The organism is Rhizobium sp. UBA1881 (assembly GCF_002338015.1).
Lineage (GTDB): Bacteria > Pseudomonadota > Alphaproteobacteria > Rhizobiales > Rhizobiaceae > Rhizobium.
Window position 1 is genome coordinate 15,533 of the sequence record NZ_DDHH01000033.1, and the last position, 15,580, is coordinate 31,112.

Sequence of the window (15,580 nt, forward strand, 5' to 3'; positions counted from 1 at the left end):
CTATGTCTAGAACGAGCAAATTCCTTATCGCGTCCTTCGTTGCCACTCTTGTTGCCGCAGGGCAGGCGAGCGCCCATGCGCACCTCACGTCAAGTGTTCCCGCCGATAAGGCCACGGTACAGGTGTCCCCCACAGCGGTGGAACTGCATTTCTCCGAGGAGCTTAACCTCCGCTTCTCGGGCGCGACGATTGCCGGTGCCGGTGACAAGCAGGTTCCGACCGGCGACGCCAAGCTGTCGGATGACGGAAAGACGCTGACGGTGCCCGTTTCGGGAAGCCTTGATGCCGGCGGATATGTCGTCGATTGGCATGTCCTGTCGACGGATGGCCACAAGACCAATGGTAGCTATGGCTTCACGGTCAAGCCGTGACGCCGGATACGGCCCTCGTTCTTTGCCGTCTTCTCTTCGATGCTGCAGTCATCCTGATCTGGGGTAGCTCCGCCTATCTCTGCGCGCTCGTTTCGCCCGAACTGGCACGTGTCGTCGGCGACCGGCTGCGGTGGTTGAGCGCGGCTGCAATCGCAGTCGCGTTCGCGTCCACCGTTGCCATGCTGCCGCTCCGCACGGCGATCATCGGCGACGGGTGGTCCGATATGGTGACGCCGGAGATGCTCGGCGCCGTGCTGACCCAGACGGATGTCGGGACGGCCTGGATGGTCCAGGCCGCCGGCGTGGTCCTGCTTGGCGCGACGGTGTTTCTTCCGTACAGGTATCGGCAAATGGGACGAGCCGTCTTCGCTGCACTCCTGCTGCTCAGCCTGACGCTGAGCGGCCACGCAGCGATGAACAGCGGTTGGCTTAGGGTGCTCCACCGCATCAATGACGGTGCGCATCTTTTGTCCGGCGGTGCATGGCTGGGTGCGCTCGTGCCGGTCCTCTTGATCCTGTCGATGCTTGGACGCGGCACGCTGCAGGCCGATGCGCGCGTCGCGGTCATGCGGTTTTCGACCGCGGGGCATGTCGCAGTTGCGCTCGTGCTTCTCTCAGGCGCCGCGAACACGCTGCTTATCCTAGGGGGCTTGCCGTCGGATTGGTCGTTCAGCTATCAGCGTCTGCTGAGCGCAAAGATCGCGGTGGTGGCGGCAATGGTGTTGATTGCGGTCATCAACCGCTATGTCTTCGTGCCGAAGTTTGCTCGAGATCACTCTCTTCTTCAGCTGAAGATCTGCGTCATCACCGAGGTCGTGCTGGGGCTCGTGGTCGTGGCCCTCGTCGCCTGGTTCGGTACGCTGCAGCCACGCTAGACGCGAAAACAGTAGCACGACCCACCTACGTCAAATAACGGTGCTGCCTGTTTTTTCGCTTTGAAGCCTTGATTCTCCATGTCATTTTCGGCGCAACACTGCACACCGATAATGGGGACGATCATGTTTTCAAAAAGCATCAAATTCAACGCCGCGCTTGCCGCCCTCGTGCTCGCGCCATCGCTTGCATTCGCCCATCCGGGCGCCGGCCAGGCGGTCGGCTTTGCGCATGGCTTTAGCCACCCCATGTCCGGGCTCGACCATATCCTGGCCATGATCATGGTCGGCGTTGTTGCTTGGCAGCTTGGCGGCCGTGCCGTCTGGATGGTGCCGGCCACCTTCGTCGCCGTTATGGGCCTGGGCGGAGCGCTCGGCATGATGGGTATCTCGATCCCCTTCGTTGAAGCCGGGATCGCGCTTTCCGTGATCGTTCTCGGCGCGGTCATCGCGCTTAACGTTCGTGCGCCTGTTGCCGTTGCCGCCGGTCTGGTCGGTCTGTTCGCCATTTTCCATGGTCACGCGCATGGTTCCGAAATGCCGGCTGCCGCCGCAGGCATGTCTTACGCCGCCGGCTTCATGATCGCGACGGCCACGCTGCACGCCATCGGTCTTGCTATGGGATTTGCGATTGCACGGGCCGGTGATGCTCAAGGCGCTTTCGTAACGCGCTCCGCCGGCGGTGTCGCGGCGCTGGCCGGGGTCGGCCTGCTGACCGGTCTTATCTGATCGCTCTGTGCTCCGGGATGAGGTACCTTCATCGGCTCCTCATCCTATGTTTCGCGGAGGCAACTCGGCCTTTCTAATTCAAGCCGCGGCGAAGTTCCGCTGCTTTTCTCAGCGTTCGTTGCACGGTCGAGGGCATGGCCGGCTTGGTGACGACACCAAGCGCGCCGTTTAGCTTGTCCGCCACGGCCTCGGGATTGCCGGTCATGAACACCACCGTCACCCCGAATTCCTCCACCAGACGGCGGCCGATTTCAGGGCCGGTCGGCCCATCCGAGAGGTTGACGTCGACGAAGGCGATATCGGCGTCACGTGCAAGCTGCAGCGCCTGATCGCGGCCATTCGCCAGACCGGCGACATCGAAGCCCATCTCTTTTATCGTTTCCTCGAGATCAAGGGCTATAAAAAGCTCGTCCTCGACGATCAGGACGCGCTGCTTGGTGCTATTTTCAGTCTGTGAACTGTACTCAACGCCGGTGCCCATACTTGGCCCCCTGTTACTCATTTTCACCAGAACTCGGATTCACCAGAACTCGGACGGAAAACGGCTCGGCAACAGATATGTTCCGGCGCGGGACAGCTTTATTTTCAGTTAAGATATTGTTAGTATTAAAAAAATGCTAATTTCGGCCTCTCGTGGCGAATGCTCTCTCAGAGATCCACAGCCGGTCTTGATGGTGTTGTTACATGATTGAGATTTACTGCAGGGCGACGCTCCATCCGAGTTGACAACAGGGATGCGAGTGGGGAGAGTTGCCGCCAAATGAGGCGCCAGCATATTGGGGGGAACCTATGTTCGCACGCGCGTTCTTGACAGCCGTAACCGTTGTTCTTTCGACCGCTCTAATTGGTTCACCCGCCTTTTCCGCGGACAGCAAGCGCCAGATACAAACCGTGCGTGATGCCGACTATTTCGGCTTTGATCTGCGCAGCGAGCAGAATGTCACGCTCGACCAGTGCAAGGCCTCGTGCATTGGCGACAAGTCGTGCAAGGCCTTCACCTATAACCCCAAGGCTAGTTGGTGCTTCCTGAAATCCGACTTCAAGACGATGAATGCCTTCCCGGGCGCCATCGCCGGCAAGATCGTCGAGACAGCGGGCAGTCAGGAGCCGGACCTCGGGGCAGCACCTCGCATCGGCTTCCTCTCGGGCGATGTGCTGCAACAGGCGCGCGACGACAAGGCCAATCTCGAGCTCGCCGATGACCAGCAGGGCCAATCCGCCGACAGTCTCATCGCCAACGCGCGGATCGATCTCACGGCCAACAATGTCGTCGATGCCCTGAAATCCTTCCGGGGCGCGCTCGCGCTCACACCCGATAATGCGGATCTGTGGCTGGAAACGGCGCGCGCGGGCGACAGCTTCGTCAAGACCGACGACAACAATGGCAGCGAGATCTATGCCCAGGCCGTGCTCGCCGCCATCAATGGCTACGACCTGACGCGGACGACGACCAGCCGCGCCGATGCGCTTGCGGTTCTGGCGGTGGCGCTGGAGAAGAACGCGAACTACCGGGCCGCGCTGAACGCCTATAAGGCAAGCCTGGCGCTGGTGAATTCAAAGGAAGTCCAGGCCGCCTACCTGCAGCTGAAGTCGACGCAGGGCTTCCGTATCACGGATCACACCGTCGATGCCGACAGCGCCACCCCGCGCGCATGCGTCACCTTCTCGGAATCGTTGGTCAAGACCACCGACTATACCCCCTTCGTGACGCTCAATGGCGCCTCGCCGAAGGCGCTCGAAACCAAGGACAGGCAGATCTGCGTCGAGGGCCTGACGCACGGCGAGAACTACAAGATCTCCTTCCGCACCGGTCTTCCCTCGTCGGTCGACGAGGTTTTGGAGGCGCCCGTCAGCCTTGATATCTACGTCAAGGACCGCACCGCAAGCGTCCGCTTCACCGGCGACAGCTTCGTGCTGCCATCGACGGCGCGCCGCGGCATCCCGATCGTCTCGGTCAACATGGCCTCGGCCAACCTCAAGCTCTACCGCATCGGCGATCGTGGCATCGCGCCGTTGCTGACCAGCTCGCAGTTCCTCACCCAGCTCGATGGCTATAGTGCCCAGCGGATCGAGGACGAAAGCGGCGAGCTTGTCTGGCAGGGTGCGATCGACATCGCCAATGACCTGAACAAGGATGTCGTCACCAGCTTCCCCGTCGATGAGGCGCTGCCGGAGCGCAAGCCCGGCGTGTATGTGCTGACCGCGACATCGCCGACCGGGCCGGACCAGGAATGGAATTCGCAGGCCACCCAGTGGTTCGTGGTCTCCGATATCGGCGTGACGACCTATGCCGGGACCGACGGCCTCAACGTCTTCGCCCGTTCGCTTGCATCAGCCAAGCCGATGGCTGGTGTCGCGCTGCAGTTGCTTGCCAAGAATAACGAGGTGCTTGGTACCGCCACGACCGACGACAATGGCCGCGCCACCTTCACCGCCGGCTTGATCCGCGGCACATCGGCGCTGACGCCTGCCGTTATCACGGCGAAGAACGGGACGTCGGACTACGTCTTCCTCGACATGACACGAGCCGGTTTCGACCTCTCCGATCGCGGCGTCACCGGGCGCGCATCGCCGGGCGCAATCGACGTGCTGACATTCACCGAGCGCGGCATCTACCGCGTCGGCGAAACGGTCCACGCGTCTGCGCTGGCGCGCGATACGGATGGCAAGGCAATCGAGAATCTGCCGCTGACCTTCATCTTCATGCGCCCTGATGGCGTCGAAGACCGCCGCATCGTCAGCCAGACCAGCAATCTCGGCGGCTACAATGTCGATTTCGCCGTGCAGGACAATGCCATGCGCGGCACCTGGACGATGAACATCCATACCGACCCGAAGGGTTCGCCGATCGCCAGCAAGAGTTTCCTGGTCGACGATTTCGTGCCTGATCGTACCGACATGGAGCTGAAGACCGAGGCGAAGGTGATTGGACCGGACACGCCGGCAACGATCAATATCTCTGGCAAGTATCTCTATGGCGCGCCCGCCGCCGGGCTGACGCTGGAAGGCGATGTCGTCATCAAGCCGACACACCAGGCGGATGCGTTTCCGGGCTATTTCTTCGGCCTTGCCGATGAAGAGGCGAGCGAGGATTCGCGCCAGTCGATCGAGGGATTGCCGGACCTCGACGAAAAGGGCGAAGGCGTTACCGATCTGACGGTCGGCGAGCTGCCCGCAACGACGCAGCTTCTGAACGCGACCGTCTATATTCGAATGCAGGAAGCCGGCGGACGCGCGATCGAGCGCTCGCTTGTGTTGCCGGTGCAGAACCAGGGGCCGATGATCGGCATCAAGCCGGAATTCTCGGGCGATCTCGGCGAGAACTCGATCGCCAACTTCACCGTCATCGGCGTCAACGCCGATGGTGCGAAGGAGGAGATGAAGGGGCTTCGCTGGAAGCTCTTCAAGCTCAACCGCGACTATCAATGGTATCGCGACGGCACGGCCTGGAAATACGAGCCGGTCTATACCGCCGAGCAGGTGGGCAACGGCAATGTCGATGCCGGCATCGATGGCGCCAAGATCGCCTCGCCCGTGCAGTGGGGCCGTTATCGCCTCGAGGTCGAGAGCACCGACGCCGATGGCCCGACCTCCAGCGTCGAATTCGACGCCGGCTGGTTCGTGCAGGCAACATCCACGGAAACGCCCGATGGGCTGGAGATCGCGCTCGACAAGGATAGCTACAAGGTCGGCGAGACCGCGAAGCTGAAGGTCTCCTCGCGCTATGCAGGCGAACTGATGATCGCCGCCGGTACCGAAACCCTGGTTGCCGTGCAGAACGCGGCGATCGGCGAGACGGGTGGCGAGGTGGATATCCCCGTTACCGCCGATTGGGGCGCCGGCGCCTATGTGACCGCGACGCTGTTCCGTCCGGGCGATGCCCAGGACAGCCACATGCCGATGCGCGCCATCGGCGTGAAATGGCTGAAGGTCGATCCTGAGGATCGGGCCTTGCAGGTCAAGATCGAGGCACCTGAGAAGATGCTGCCGCGCGGCCCGCTGCCGATCACGCTCGCCGTTGCGGGTGCCGGCGCAAACGAGGACGCTTATGTCACCGTTGCCGCTGTCGATGTCGGCATTCTCAACCTGACGCGCTACGAGCCGCCGAACCCGGAAGAATGGTATTTCGGTCAGCGCCAGCTTGGTCTCGAGATCCGCGACCTTTATGGCCGCTTGATCGACGGCTCGCTCGGCGCCACCGGCAAACTGCGCACCGGCGGCGATGGCGGCGCGATCGCGCTGCAGGCAAGCCCTCCGACGCAGAAACTCGTCGCCTTCTTTTCCGGCCCGGTGAAGCTGGATGCCGAGGGTAAGGCGCATGTCAGCTTTGATATTCCTCAGTTCAACGGCACGGCGCGCCTGATGGCGGTCGCCTGGTCCAAGTCCGGTGTCGGCCATGCGACGCAGGACGTGATCATTCGTGATCCTGTCGTCGTCACCGCCAGCCTGCCACGTTTCCTGGCGCCGGGGGACAAGTCTGAACTGCGCCTTGATATCGCCAATACCGATGCGCCCGCAGGCGACTACAAGCTGGCAGTCACAGGCAATGACGCTGTCGGTATCGATAACGCCACGCAGACGATCCGTTTGGATGCCGGTGCGAAGCAGGCGGTGACGCTGGCGGTGACCGGCTTGCAGCCGGGCAACGGCGTCGTTTCGATTAACCTCTCGGATGCATCCGGCCTGTCGCTCGACCAGAGCCTCGATGTCCCCGTTCGGCCGGCGGTATTGCCGGTCACGGAGCGTCGTGTGCTGGCGCTGAAGCCGGGCGCGAAGCTGACGATCGACAAGGCGCTCTTGGCGGATAGCGTTCTTCCGGGCGCATCGGTCAGCGTCAACGTCACGCGCTCGGCTGCCTTCGACATCCCGGCCTTGCTGATGTCGCTCGATCGCTATCCTTTCGGTTGCGCCGAGCAGACGACCAGCCGAGCTCTGCCGCTGCTCTATCTGAGCGAGCTTGCCGAGCAGGTCGGTCTCGATGGCGATGCCGATATCAAGAAGCGCGTGCAGGATGCCATCTATCGTGTCCTGTCCTACCAGGCATCCGCCGGCAGCTTCGGTCTTTGGGGACCGGATAGCGGTGATCTCTGGCTCGATTCCTACGTCACCGACTTCCTGACGCGGGCCCGCGAGCAGAAATACGATGTGCCGGATCGTGCGCTCGCACAGGCGCTGGAGAACCTGCAGAACGCCTTGAGCTATGACGTTAATGTCAAGGATCAGGGCGATCAGATCGCTTATGCGCTATATGTGCTCGCGCGCAACAAGAAGGCCGCGATCAGCGATCTGCGCTACTATGCGGACACGATGATCAACGACTTCCCGACACCGCTCGCCAAGGCCCATATCGCGGCCGCGCTGGCGCTCTACGGCGATGCGACGCGGTCGAAGAACATCTTCGTCGACGCGCTGCAGATGTCGGCCCAGTCGATGGTCACCAAGGTCAACCTGTCGCGCACCGACTATGGCTCGGTGCTTAGAGACGGCGCCGCCATCCTCGCGCTCGCCGCCGAAAGCCGGCCGGTGCCGCCGATCGTGCCGGAACTGGCGAAGGCAGTGACCAAGGAGTGGGAGCGCAGCAAGTACACCAGCACCCAGGAACAGGCCTGGATGCTGCTCGCCGCCCGCGCGATCCAGGGCGGCGACGAGTCGCTGAAGATCGACGTCAACGGCGCGCTCCACAACGGTGCCTACATGGCGCGTATGAATGGCGAGGCGCTGGCCGATCACGCGCTGACCCTGATCAACCAGACGAGCGATGCCGTTTCGGCTGTTGTCACGACCGTTGCAGCACCCGTGACGCCGCTGCCGGCTGGTGGCGATGGTTTCGCCATCGAGCGCAGCTACTACACGCTGGATGGCGAGGAAGCGAATGTCTCGGAGGCAAAGCAGAACGAGCGCTATGTCGTCGTGCTGCATGTCACCGAGAGCAACAAATGGCCGTCGCGCATCGTCATCACCGATCTCTTGCCAGCCGGTTTCCAGATCGACAATCCGAGCCTGGTCGACAGCGCGCAGCTGACCAACTTTGACTGGATCGGCGATGTGACGGCCGCGCATACCGAGTTCCGCAACGATCGTTTCGTCGCTGCTTTCAACCGCAGCGCCGATGACAACCGGGAGATCAACGTCGCATACGTCGTGCGCGCCGTGACACCCGGCGTCTACGACCACCCGGCGGCGAACGTAGAGGACATGTACCGGCCGCAGCTTTCGGCGCGGACGGCAACCGGCAAGATGGAGGTCGTGGCGGCACAGCCATGAGACTGAGGCGGAAAATCGCGATCGGCCTTGTGGCGGCGATGGCAATCGCCGGCGCCGGGCTGATCGGGCTCGACGCGGCGGACAAGGCATTTCCGCCGCCGCTCGACAAGGCGCGCGTATCCGCCGAGGTGCTGGATGCCGACGGAGAGCTTCTGCGCGCCTTCGCAACGCCGGAGGGGCGCTGGCGTCTAAAGACGACCGTTGGCGATGTTGATCCGCAATTCCTGCGTATGCTGGTCGCCTATGAGGATCGGCGCTTTTACGAGCATCGCGGCATCGACATGCGTGCGATCGGCCGCGCCGCCTTCCAGCTCGTCACCAACGGCCGCATCGTTTCGGGGGCCTCTACGCTCTCGATGCAGGTTGCCCGGCTGATCGAGCCGCGCCAGGGCCGATCGCTTTCGGCCAAGCTATTGCAGGTCGCACGTGCGCTCCAGATCGAGCGACGCCTGTCCAAGGATGAAATCCTCGATCTCTATCTGACGCATGCGCCCTATGGCGGCAATCTGGAAGGCGTCAGAGCCGCAAGTCTTGCCTATTTCGGCAAGGAGCCGAAGCGTCTGACGGTGGCGCAGGCAGCGTTGCTCGTGGCATTGCCGCAGCTTCCCGAAAAGCGCCGCCCCGATCGCAACCTCAAGGCCGCCGAAACGGCGCGCAAGCGCGTGCTGGAGCGCATCGCGGTCGTAGACGCGATCGGGGAAGGGGAGGCGGAGCGCGCCGAGGCGACGCTTGTGCCGGCAAAACGCATGCAACTGCCGGCGCTCGCGGCACATGTCGGCGAAGCCGCGCTGCGTATGGCGCCGGATGCGTCGCCGTACCGGACCACGCTGAAGAAGCGGGTGCAGGAGGGGCTGGAGGCTGTCGCCAAGGCGGCCGCGCTGAAGCTAGGTCCCAAGCTGTCGCTGGCGATGGTGATGGCGGATGCGCAGACTGGGGATATCGTCGGCGAAGTCGGCTCGGCCGATTATTTCGACGCCAGCCGATCCGGCTGGATCGACATGACGCGCGTCCCGCGTTCGCCGGGATCCACGCTAAAGCCGTTCATCTATGGCCTCGCCTTTGAAGAGGGATTGGTTAGCCAGGAGACGATTATCGAGGATCGGCCGGCGGATTTCTTCGGTTACCGGCCGCGCAATTTCGATATGAGCTACCAGGGAGACGTGACAGTGCGCGATGCGCTGCAACTCTCTCTCAACGTGCCTGCAGTCAAGCTGCTCGATGCCGTCAACCCGGCCAAGCTCCTCATCCGCTTCCGCCGCGCCGAAGTGCGCCCGCTGCTGCCGCCCAACGAAACGCCGGGGCTGGCGATCGGGCTTGGTGGCGTCGGCCTCACGCTCAAGGATCTGGTGCAGCTTTATACGGCGCTCGCCAATCGAGGGCAGGCGGTCAGGATCGGGGACGGCATATCCGGCCAGCCCGGAGAGATCGAAGGCGAGGCGTTGCTTGAACCGGTCGCGGTGTGGAATGTCGCCGATATCCTCTCGGGCGTCATACCGCCCGCCGGTGCGCCGCAGCGTGGCATCGCCTACAAGACCGGCACGAGCTACGGATACCGCGACGCCTGGTCGGTGGGCTATGACGGTCGCTATGTCCTCGGCGTTTGGGTCGGTCGTCCGGATAGCGGCGCCTCGCCCGGCCTGACCGGATATGGCACGGCCGCGCCGATCCTGTTCGAGGGTTTTGCCAAGTCGGGCATCTCAATGACGCCGCTGCCGCGCCCGCCATCGGGCGCCGTGCGCATCGCGCAGGCGCAGCTGCCGATCAGCCAGCGCCGGTTTGCGATCAATCCCAGCGGATTGCTCGCGACATCCGGCCGCGAGCCGGCGCCGCAGATCGTCTATCCGCCTGAAGGAGCGCATGTCGATCTCGGGGCCCAGGGTCTGGCAAAGGGCGGCGAACTCTCGCCGTTGATGCTGAAGCTCCAGGGTGGCCGAGCGCCCTTTCGATGGCTCGCCAACGGCAAGCCGTTACCCGACCTGTCGCGGCGGCGCACCAACCAGTGGACGCCCGATGGCGGCGGCTATTCCAAGCTGACCGTCATCGATGCGATGGGTCGCGCCGCAAGCGTCGGCGTGTTCATCGATTGAGGCGGTTTTGACCGTCGTCAAAACAAGCGCATTTTGCGCTTGACCTTCCAGTTGCTGGAAGGTTGATAAGTATCTCCACTGCCTTGTCAGGCACAGGAGATACTCATGGATAACACCCACGCACATCACCACGGCCGCAGCGACCACCATCATCATCCGGCGGATGACGTCGTGGTCCGCGACCCCGTCTGCGGCATGACGGTCGATCCCGCTGCCGGCAAGCCGTCGTTCGAGCATGAAGGGCGGCGCTATTTATTCTGCTGCGAGGGCTGCCGCACCAAATTCGAAGCTGCGCCGCAGGATTATCTGACAGCAAGGGACCCGGTCTGCGGCATGAGCGTCGACCGTGCGACCGCGAAGCACTTCCTGCGGCATGAGGGCGAGAAGCACTATTTCTGCTCGGCCGGCTGCAGGACGAAGTTCGAAGCTGCGCCGGCGGATTATCGCAATGGCAAAAAGCCGCAGCCGAAACCTGCTCCGAAGGGGACGCAATATACCTGCCCGATGCATCCCGAGGTGATCAGCGATCATCCCGGCGATTGCCCCAAATGCGGCATGGCGCTTGAACCAATGGGCATCCCGCCCATGGATGAAGGCCCCAATCCCGAGTTGATCGATTTCACCCGCCGTCTCTGGATCAGCGGCATTCTCTCGGTTCCGCTGCTTGTCATAACGATGGGGCCGATGATCGGCCTTCCTGTGCGCGATTGGCTCGGCGAGCCGCTTGCGACCTGGGCCGAACTTGTTCTAGCCACGCCCGTGGTGCTCTGGGCAGCACTCCCGTTCTTCCGCCGCGCCTGGGCGTCGCTCGTCAATCGCAGCCCGAATATGTGGACGCTGATTGGCCTCGGTGTCGGGACGGCTTACATCTATAGTCTGGCCGCCACGCTGGCGCCGGGCATCTTTCCGCATACGTTCCGTGGACATGGCGGCGCCGTGCCCGTTTATTTCGAGGCGGCGGCCGTTATCGTGGCCCTGGTTTTCGTCGGGCAGGTGCTTGAGTTGAAGGCACGCGAGCGGACCGGCTCGGCCATTCGCGCACTGCTCGATCTCGCGCCGAAGACCGCGCGGCGTATTGGCCGCGATGGCAGCGAGGCCGATGTGCCGGTCGACGATATCGTTGTTGGAAATCGCCTGCGCGTTCGGCCGGGCGAGCGGGTTCCTGTCGATGGCACGGTCAGCGAGGGGCAATCGACGATCGACGAATCCATGCTGACAGGCGAACCGATGCCCGTCGAAAAGAGTGTTGGCGATACGCTGACGGGCGGTACCATCAACAAGAACGGCATGCTGGTGATGACGGCCGAAAAGGTCGGTGCGGAGACAACGCTGTCGCGCATCGTTGACATGGTCGCCACGGCACAGCGCTCGCGCGCGCCGATCCAGGGCGCCGTCGATCGCGTCTCTGCTTTCTTCGTCCCGGCCGTTGTCGCCGCCGCGATCGCCGCTTTCGCGATCTGGGCTCTCGTCGGTCCCGAGCCGCGCATGGTTCACGCGCTGCTCGCCGCCGTCTCCGTCCTAATCATCGCCTGCCCCTGCGCGCTGGGTCTTGCCACACCAATGTCGATCATGATCGCCACCGGTCGCGGCGCCCATGAGGGCGTGCTGATCAAGGATGCGGAAGCGCTGGAACGTTTTTCGACGGTCGATACGCTGATCGTCGACAAGACGGGCACGCTCACCGAAGGAAAGCCCCGGCTGACAAATGTTGTGGCGCTCGGTGACGTGGCAGAAGACCAACTCCTGCAACTCGCCGCCAGCCTGGAGCGAGGATCGGAGCATCCGCTGGCGGCCGCTATCGTGTCGGGCGCGGAAGAGCGCGGGATCGCCTTGGCCGATATCACGGGCTTTGAGGCGGCAACGGGCAAAGGCGTGCGCGGGAATATCGGCGAGGCGGCCGTGGCGCTTGGCAACGCTGCGATGATGGCCGATCTCGGCATCGACGTCGCCGCCCATGGGGAGCAGCTGCAATCGTTGCGGGACGAAGGCAAGACCGTGATGTTCGTCGTCGTCGACCAGCGCCTCGCCGGGCTGGTGGCTGTCGCCGACCGTATCAAGCCGACAACGGCCGCCGCGATCAAGGCGCTGCATGCGAGCGGCCTCAAGATCATCATGGCGACTGGCGACAATGAGCGCACGGCGCGCTCGGTCGCCAGAAGCCTGGGGATCGACGATGTGCGCGCCGACATCCTGCCCGAGGGCAAGAAGGCGCTGATCGACGAGCTGCATGCCATGGGGGCGGTGGTCGCCATGGCCGGCGACGGCGTTAACGATGCACCGGCGCTGGCCGCGGCCGATGTCGGCATCGCCATGGGCACGGGGGCCGATGTCGCGATGGAGAGCGCCGGCATCACCCTGGTCAAGGGCGATCTCAACGGCGTTGTCAGGGCGCGGCGTCTGGCCGAGGCGACGATGCACAATATTCGCCAGAACCTCGGCTTCGCCTTCGGCTACAACGCGCTCGGCGTGCCGCTCGCCGCCGGCGTTCTCTATCCCGTCTTCGGTCTGTTGCTTTCGCCGATGATTGCGGCGGCGGCGATGAGCCTGTCATCCGTTTCGGTCATCGGCAATGCGCTGCGGCTGCGCGCCGCCAAGCTTTAGGAGGCTGCGATGAATATCGGTGAAGCATCGGCACGGTCCGGCCTGCCATCGAAGACGATAAGATATTACGAGGATATCGGCCTCATCCGCCCCGATAGAAACGACAACGGCTACCGCGACTACGCGGTTGCCGATGTTCACAAACTGCGCTTTTTGCAGAAGTCGCGAGGGCTCGGTTTTTCAGTCGAGGAGTGCCGGCAGCTGCTGGCGCTTTACGAGGACAAGAGCCGGGCCAGCGCCGATGTGAAGGAGTTGACCCAGGCCAAGCTCACCGAGATCGACCGCAAGATCCGCGAGCTCAGCGAACTCCGGCACACGCTTGAGCACCTGGTCCACGCCTGTCACGGCAATGACCGACCGGACTGTCCCATCCTCGAAGAATTGTCGGACGAGCAGCATGCCTGACAGTTTGCGTGCATTTGTGGCATCTCCGAGCGATGCTTAAAGTATTGATTTTAATTTGATATTCTTCATGAGTTCGGCCGTTTCGGTCGCTGGACGATGAAAAAGCAGAAAAAATCGCGGCCGCGGGGAATAAAACAACGCGCGGCTTCGTATACTCAATTATGGAACGGAAAGAACGCCCATTCGATGTCATTGGTCAGCTCGCAGCGCTTCGGCGCTACGCGCGCTCCCTGGTGCGCAACTCGGATGACGCGGAAGATCTGGTCCATGATGCCCTGGTCCGGGCATACGAGAAGAAGCAGAGCTTCCGCAGTGGCGGTAACTTGCGTACGTGGTTGCTCTCGATTGTGCATAACGCTCACATCGACCGCGTCCGACAGGGGCGATCGCTGACACGACGGCACGATGAGGCCGCCGTAGAGGCCGAGCAGTCCTTGCCAGCCGCGCAGGAACATGCCGTGCGTCTGCAGCAGGTGCGCAATGCTTTCTTCCGTTTGCCGGAAGAGCAGCGCGAGGCCCTCCATCTCGTGGCGATTGAAGACCTCTCCTATCAGGAAGCTGCTGCAGCGCTCGGCGTTCCGATTGGTACATTGATGTCGCGCATTTCGCGCGCCCGCGCCCGCCTGCGCGAAATCGAGGAAGCGACACCGCGTGCACCACATTTGAGGTTGATCGAAGGAGGCGGAAATGAAAGCAGTTGATCCCATTATCGACGCCGATCTCGATGCCTATGTCGATGGCGAACTCGATGTGACCCGCCGCATCCAGGTGGAATCCTATCTTTCCGAGAATCCCGAAACGGCCGCGAAGGTCATGGCCGATCTGAGTATGCGCGGCGAACTGCGCCTGGCGCTCGCTCATGAAGGCGCCTCGGGCCGGGCGGAAACGCGCGATCTTGCGCGCCGTCTCGAGCGCGGACTTGCTTACGGTCGTATCTTCCACGCCATGCAGCGCGTTGCTGCCGTCGGCGTCATGGTGGCGGCCGGCTGGGTAGCGCACACCTCGTTCGGTGCCTTTACCGCAACTGAAGTGGCTGCATCCGTCCCGGCGCCCGCCTATGTCGAGGACGCCGTTCAGGCCTACAAGACAGCCCTGGTGCGCCAGTCCGTCTCGTCGCAGCCGGCGGAAGGCTATAAGCCGGATGAAATTCGCGCTGCAACCGGCATCGTCATGCCGCAGCTTCCGGGTGGCTGGACGATCTCGGACGTACAGATATTCCCGTCCGAATTCGGCCCGAGCGTCGAAATGTCGATCACGGCCGACAAGAAGCAGCTGTCGCTGTTTGCCGTTCGTCCGGGCGTTTTCTCCGTTCAGTCGGTCAACCATATCGCGCTCGATGGCGCCGAGGCAGCCTATTGGCAGATCGGTGACGTCGCCTATGCGCTGGTGACCGCGGATCGCTCCATCTCACTGGATCAGGCAGCCGATGGGCTTGCCCGTACCCTTTACTAGTTCACTCGAGGAGATCTCAATGAACCCAATCAATCAGCAGCGTTACGGTGCGGCCGTTGGCTCGCAGGCCATGTTCGACGAGGGTCTTCGCCAGCACATGCTGCGCGTCTACAACTACATGGGCATCGGTCTTGTCATCACTGGCATCGTCGCGTTCATCGTTGGCTCGACGCCGGCGCTTTATGTGCCGATCTTCCAGTCGCCGCTCAAGTGGGTGGTCATGCTGGCGCCGCTCGCCTTCGTCTTCTTCTTCTCGTTCAAGATCCAGACGATGTCGGCAAGCGCCGCGCAGATGACTTTCTGGGCCTTTTGTGCCGTCATGGGCCTGTCGATGGCTTCGGTGTTCCTGGTCTTCACCGGCACCAGCATCGCACGCACCTTCTTCATCGCCGCCACGATGTTCGGCTCGACCAGCCTCTATGGCTATGTGACCAAGCGTGACCTGTCTCGCATGGGCTCGTTCCTGATGATGGGTCTGATCGGCGTGGTGATCGCCAGCGTGGTCAACATCTTCCTTGGATCGAGCGCTCTGCAGTTTGCGATCTCGGTCATCGGTATCGTTGTCTTCGTCGGCCTGACCGCCTACGACACGCAGAACATCAAGGAGCAGTATTCGGAGAATTACGATCAGGAATCGAACCAGAAGCTTGCCGTCTTCGGCGCTCTGTCGCTCTACCTGAACTTCGTGAACATCTTCCAGTTGCTGCTCAACTTCACGGGCGAGCGCGAATAGTCGAGTTATGGCGCTTCTGGGGGCAAAGGAAGCGCCAGAACGCCCGATCCGCACTCTGTGACAGGA

Annotated in this window: 11 protein-coding genes; 10 read left to right on the forward strand and 1 reads right to left on the reverse strand. The window is 62.6% G+C overall.

Going from position 1 to position 15,580, the window contains the following annotated elements:
- The first annotated feature begins 2 nt into the window (after positions 1-2).
- From copC to B3605_RS03155, 3 genes are all read left to right on the forward strand, one after another.
- Positions 3-371: a copper homeostasis periplasmic binding protein CopC gene (gene copC, locus B3605_RS03145; RefSeq protein WP_112818769.1), complete on the forward strand. Its 369-nt coding sequence runs from the start codon at positions 3-5 to the stop codon at positions 369-371.
- Entirely contained in the window at positions 368-1,246 is an 879-nt protein-coding gene (gene copD / locus B3605_RS03150) for a copper homeostasis membrane protein CopD (protein WP_113168313.1), read from the forward strand. Before copC ends, copD begins: the two co-directional genes overlap by 4 nt.
- A 123-nt stretch (positions 1,247-1,369) precedes the next feature.
- Positions 1,370-1,972: a HupE/UreJ family protein gene (locus B3605_RS03155; RefSeq protein WP_112818935.1), complete on the forward strand. Its 603-nt coding sequence runs from the start codon at positions 1,370-1,372 to the stop codon at positions 1,970-1,972.
- Positions 1,973-2,045: 73 nt separating this feature from the next.
- On the opposite strand, the gene B3605_RS03160 is transcribed toward B3605_RS03155, so the two are convergent.
- Positions 2,046-2,453, reverse strand: coding sequence for a response regulator (locus tag B3605_RS03160; RefSeq protein ID WP_047505068.1), 408 nt, complete (start codon positions 2,451-2,453; stop codon positions 2,046-2,048).
- A gap of 308 nt (positions 2,454-2,761) precedes the next feature.
- Between B3605_RS03160 and B3605_RS03165 the strand changes: the two genes are divergently transcribed.
- The 7 genes from B3605_RS03165 to B3605_RS03195 all read left to right on the forward strand — a co-directional run bounded on the left by B3605_RS03165 (position 2,762) and on the right by B3605_RS03195 (position 15,514).
- Positions 2,762-8,236 (forward strand): alpha-2-macroglobulin family protein, encoded by a 5,475-nt coding sequence (locus tag B3605_RS03165; RefSeq protein WP_296432220.1) that lies wholly within the window; start codon positions 2,762-2,764, stop codon positions 8,234-8,236.
- A complete protein-coding gene (gene pbpC, locus B3605_RS03170) occupies positions 8,233-10,323 on the forward strand; it encodes a penicillin-binding protein 1C (protein ID WP_296432222.1) in 2,091 nt (696 codons plus the stop codon). The genes B3605_RS03165 and pbpC overlap by 4 nt, the downstream gene beginning before the upstream one ends.
- Before the next feature lie 105 nt (positions 10,324-10,428).
- Positions 10,429-12,924: a heavy metal translocating P-type ATPase gene (locus tag B3605_RS03175; protein ID WP_296432224.1), complete on the forward strand. Its 2,496-nt coding sequence runs from the start codon at positions 10,429-10,431 to the stop codon at positions 12,922-12,924.
- Positions 12,925-12,933: 9 nt separating this feature from the next.
- A complete protein-coding gene (cueR, locus tag B3605_RS03180; protein ID WP_018896509.1) occupies positions 12,934-13,329 on the forward strand; it encodes a Cu(I)-responsive transcriptional regulator in 396 nt (131 codons plus the stop codon).
- 161 nt (positions 13,330-13,490) lie between these two features.
- Positions 13,491-14,030: a sigma-70 family RNA polymerase sigma factor gene (locus B3605_RS03185; protein WP_296432226.1), complete on the forward strand. Its 540-nt coding sequence runs from the start codon at positions 13,491-13,493 to the stop codon at positions 14,028-14,030.
- Positions 14,017-14,781, forward strand: coding sequence for an anti-sigma factor family protein (locus tag B3605_RS03190; RefSeq protein ID WP_112818763.1), 765 nt, complete (start codon positions 14,017-14,019; stop codon positions 14,779-14,781). The genes B3605_RS03185 and B3605_RS03190 overlap by 14 nt, the downstream gene beginning before the upstream one ends.
- Before the next feature lie 19 nt (positions 14,782-14,800).
- Positions 14,801-15,514, forward strand: a complete 714-nt coding sequence (locus B3605_RS03195) for a Bax inhibitor-1/YccA family protein (RefSeq protein ID WP_018896506.1) — start codon at positions 14,801-14,803, stop codon at positions 15,512-15,514.
- Positions 15,515-15,580 lie beyond the last annotated feature (66 nt).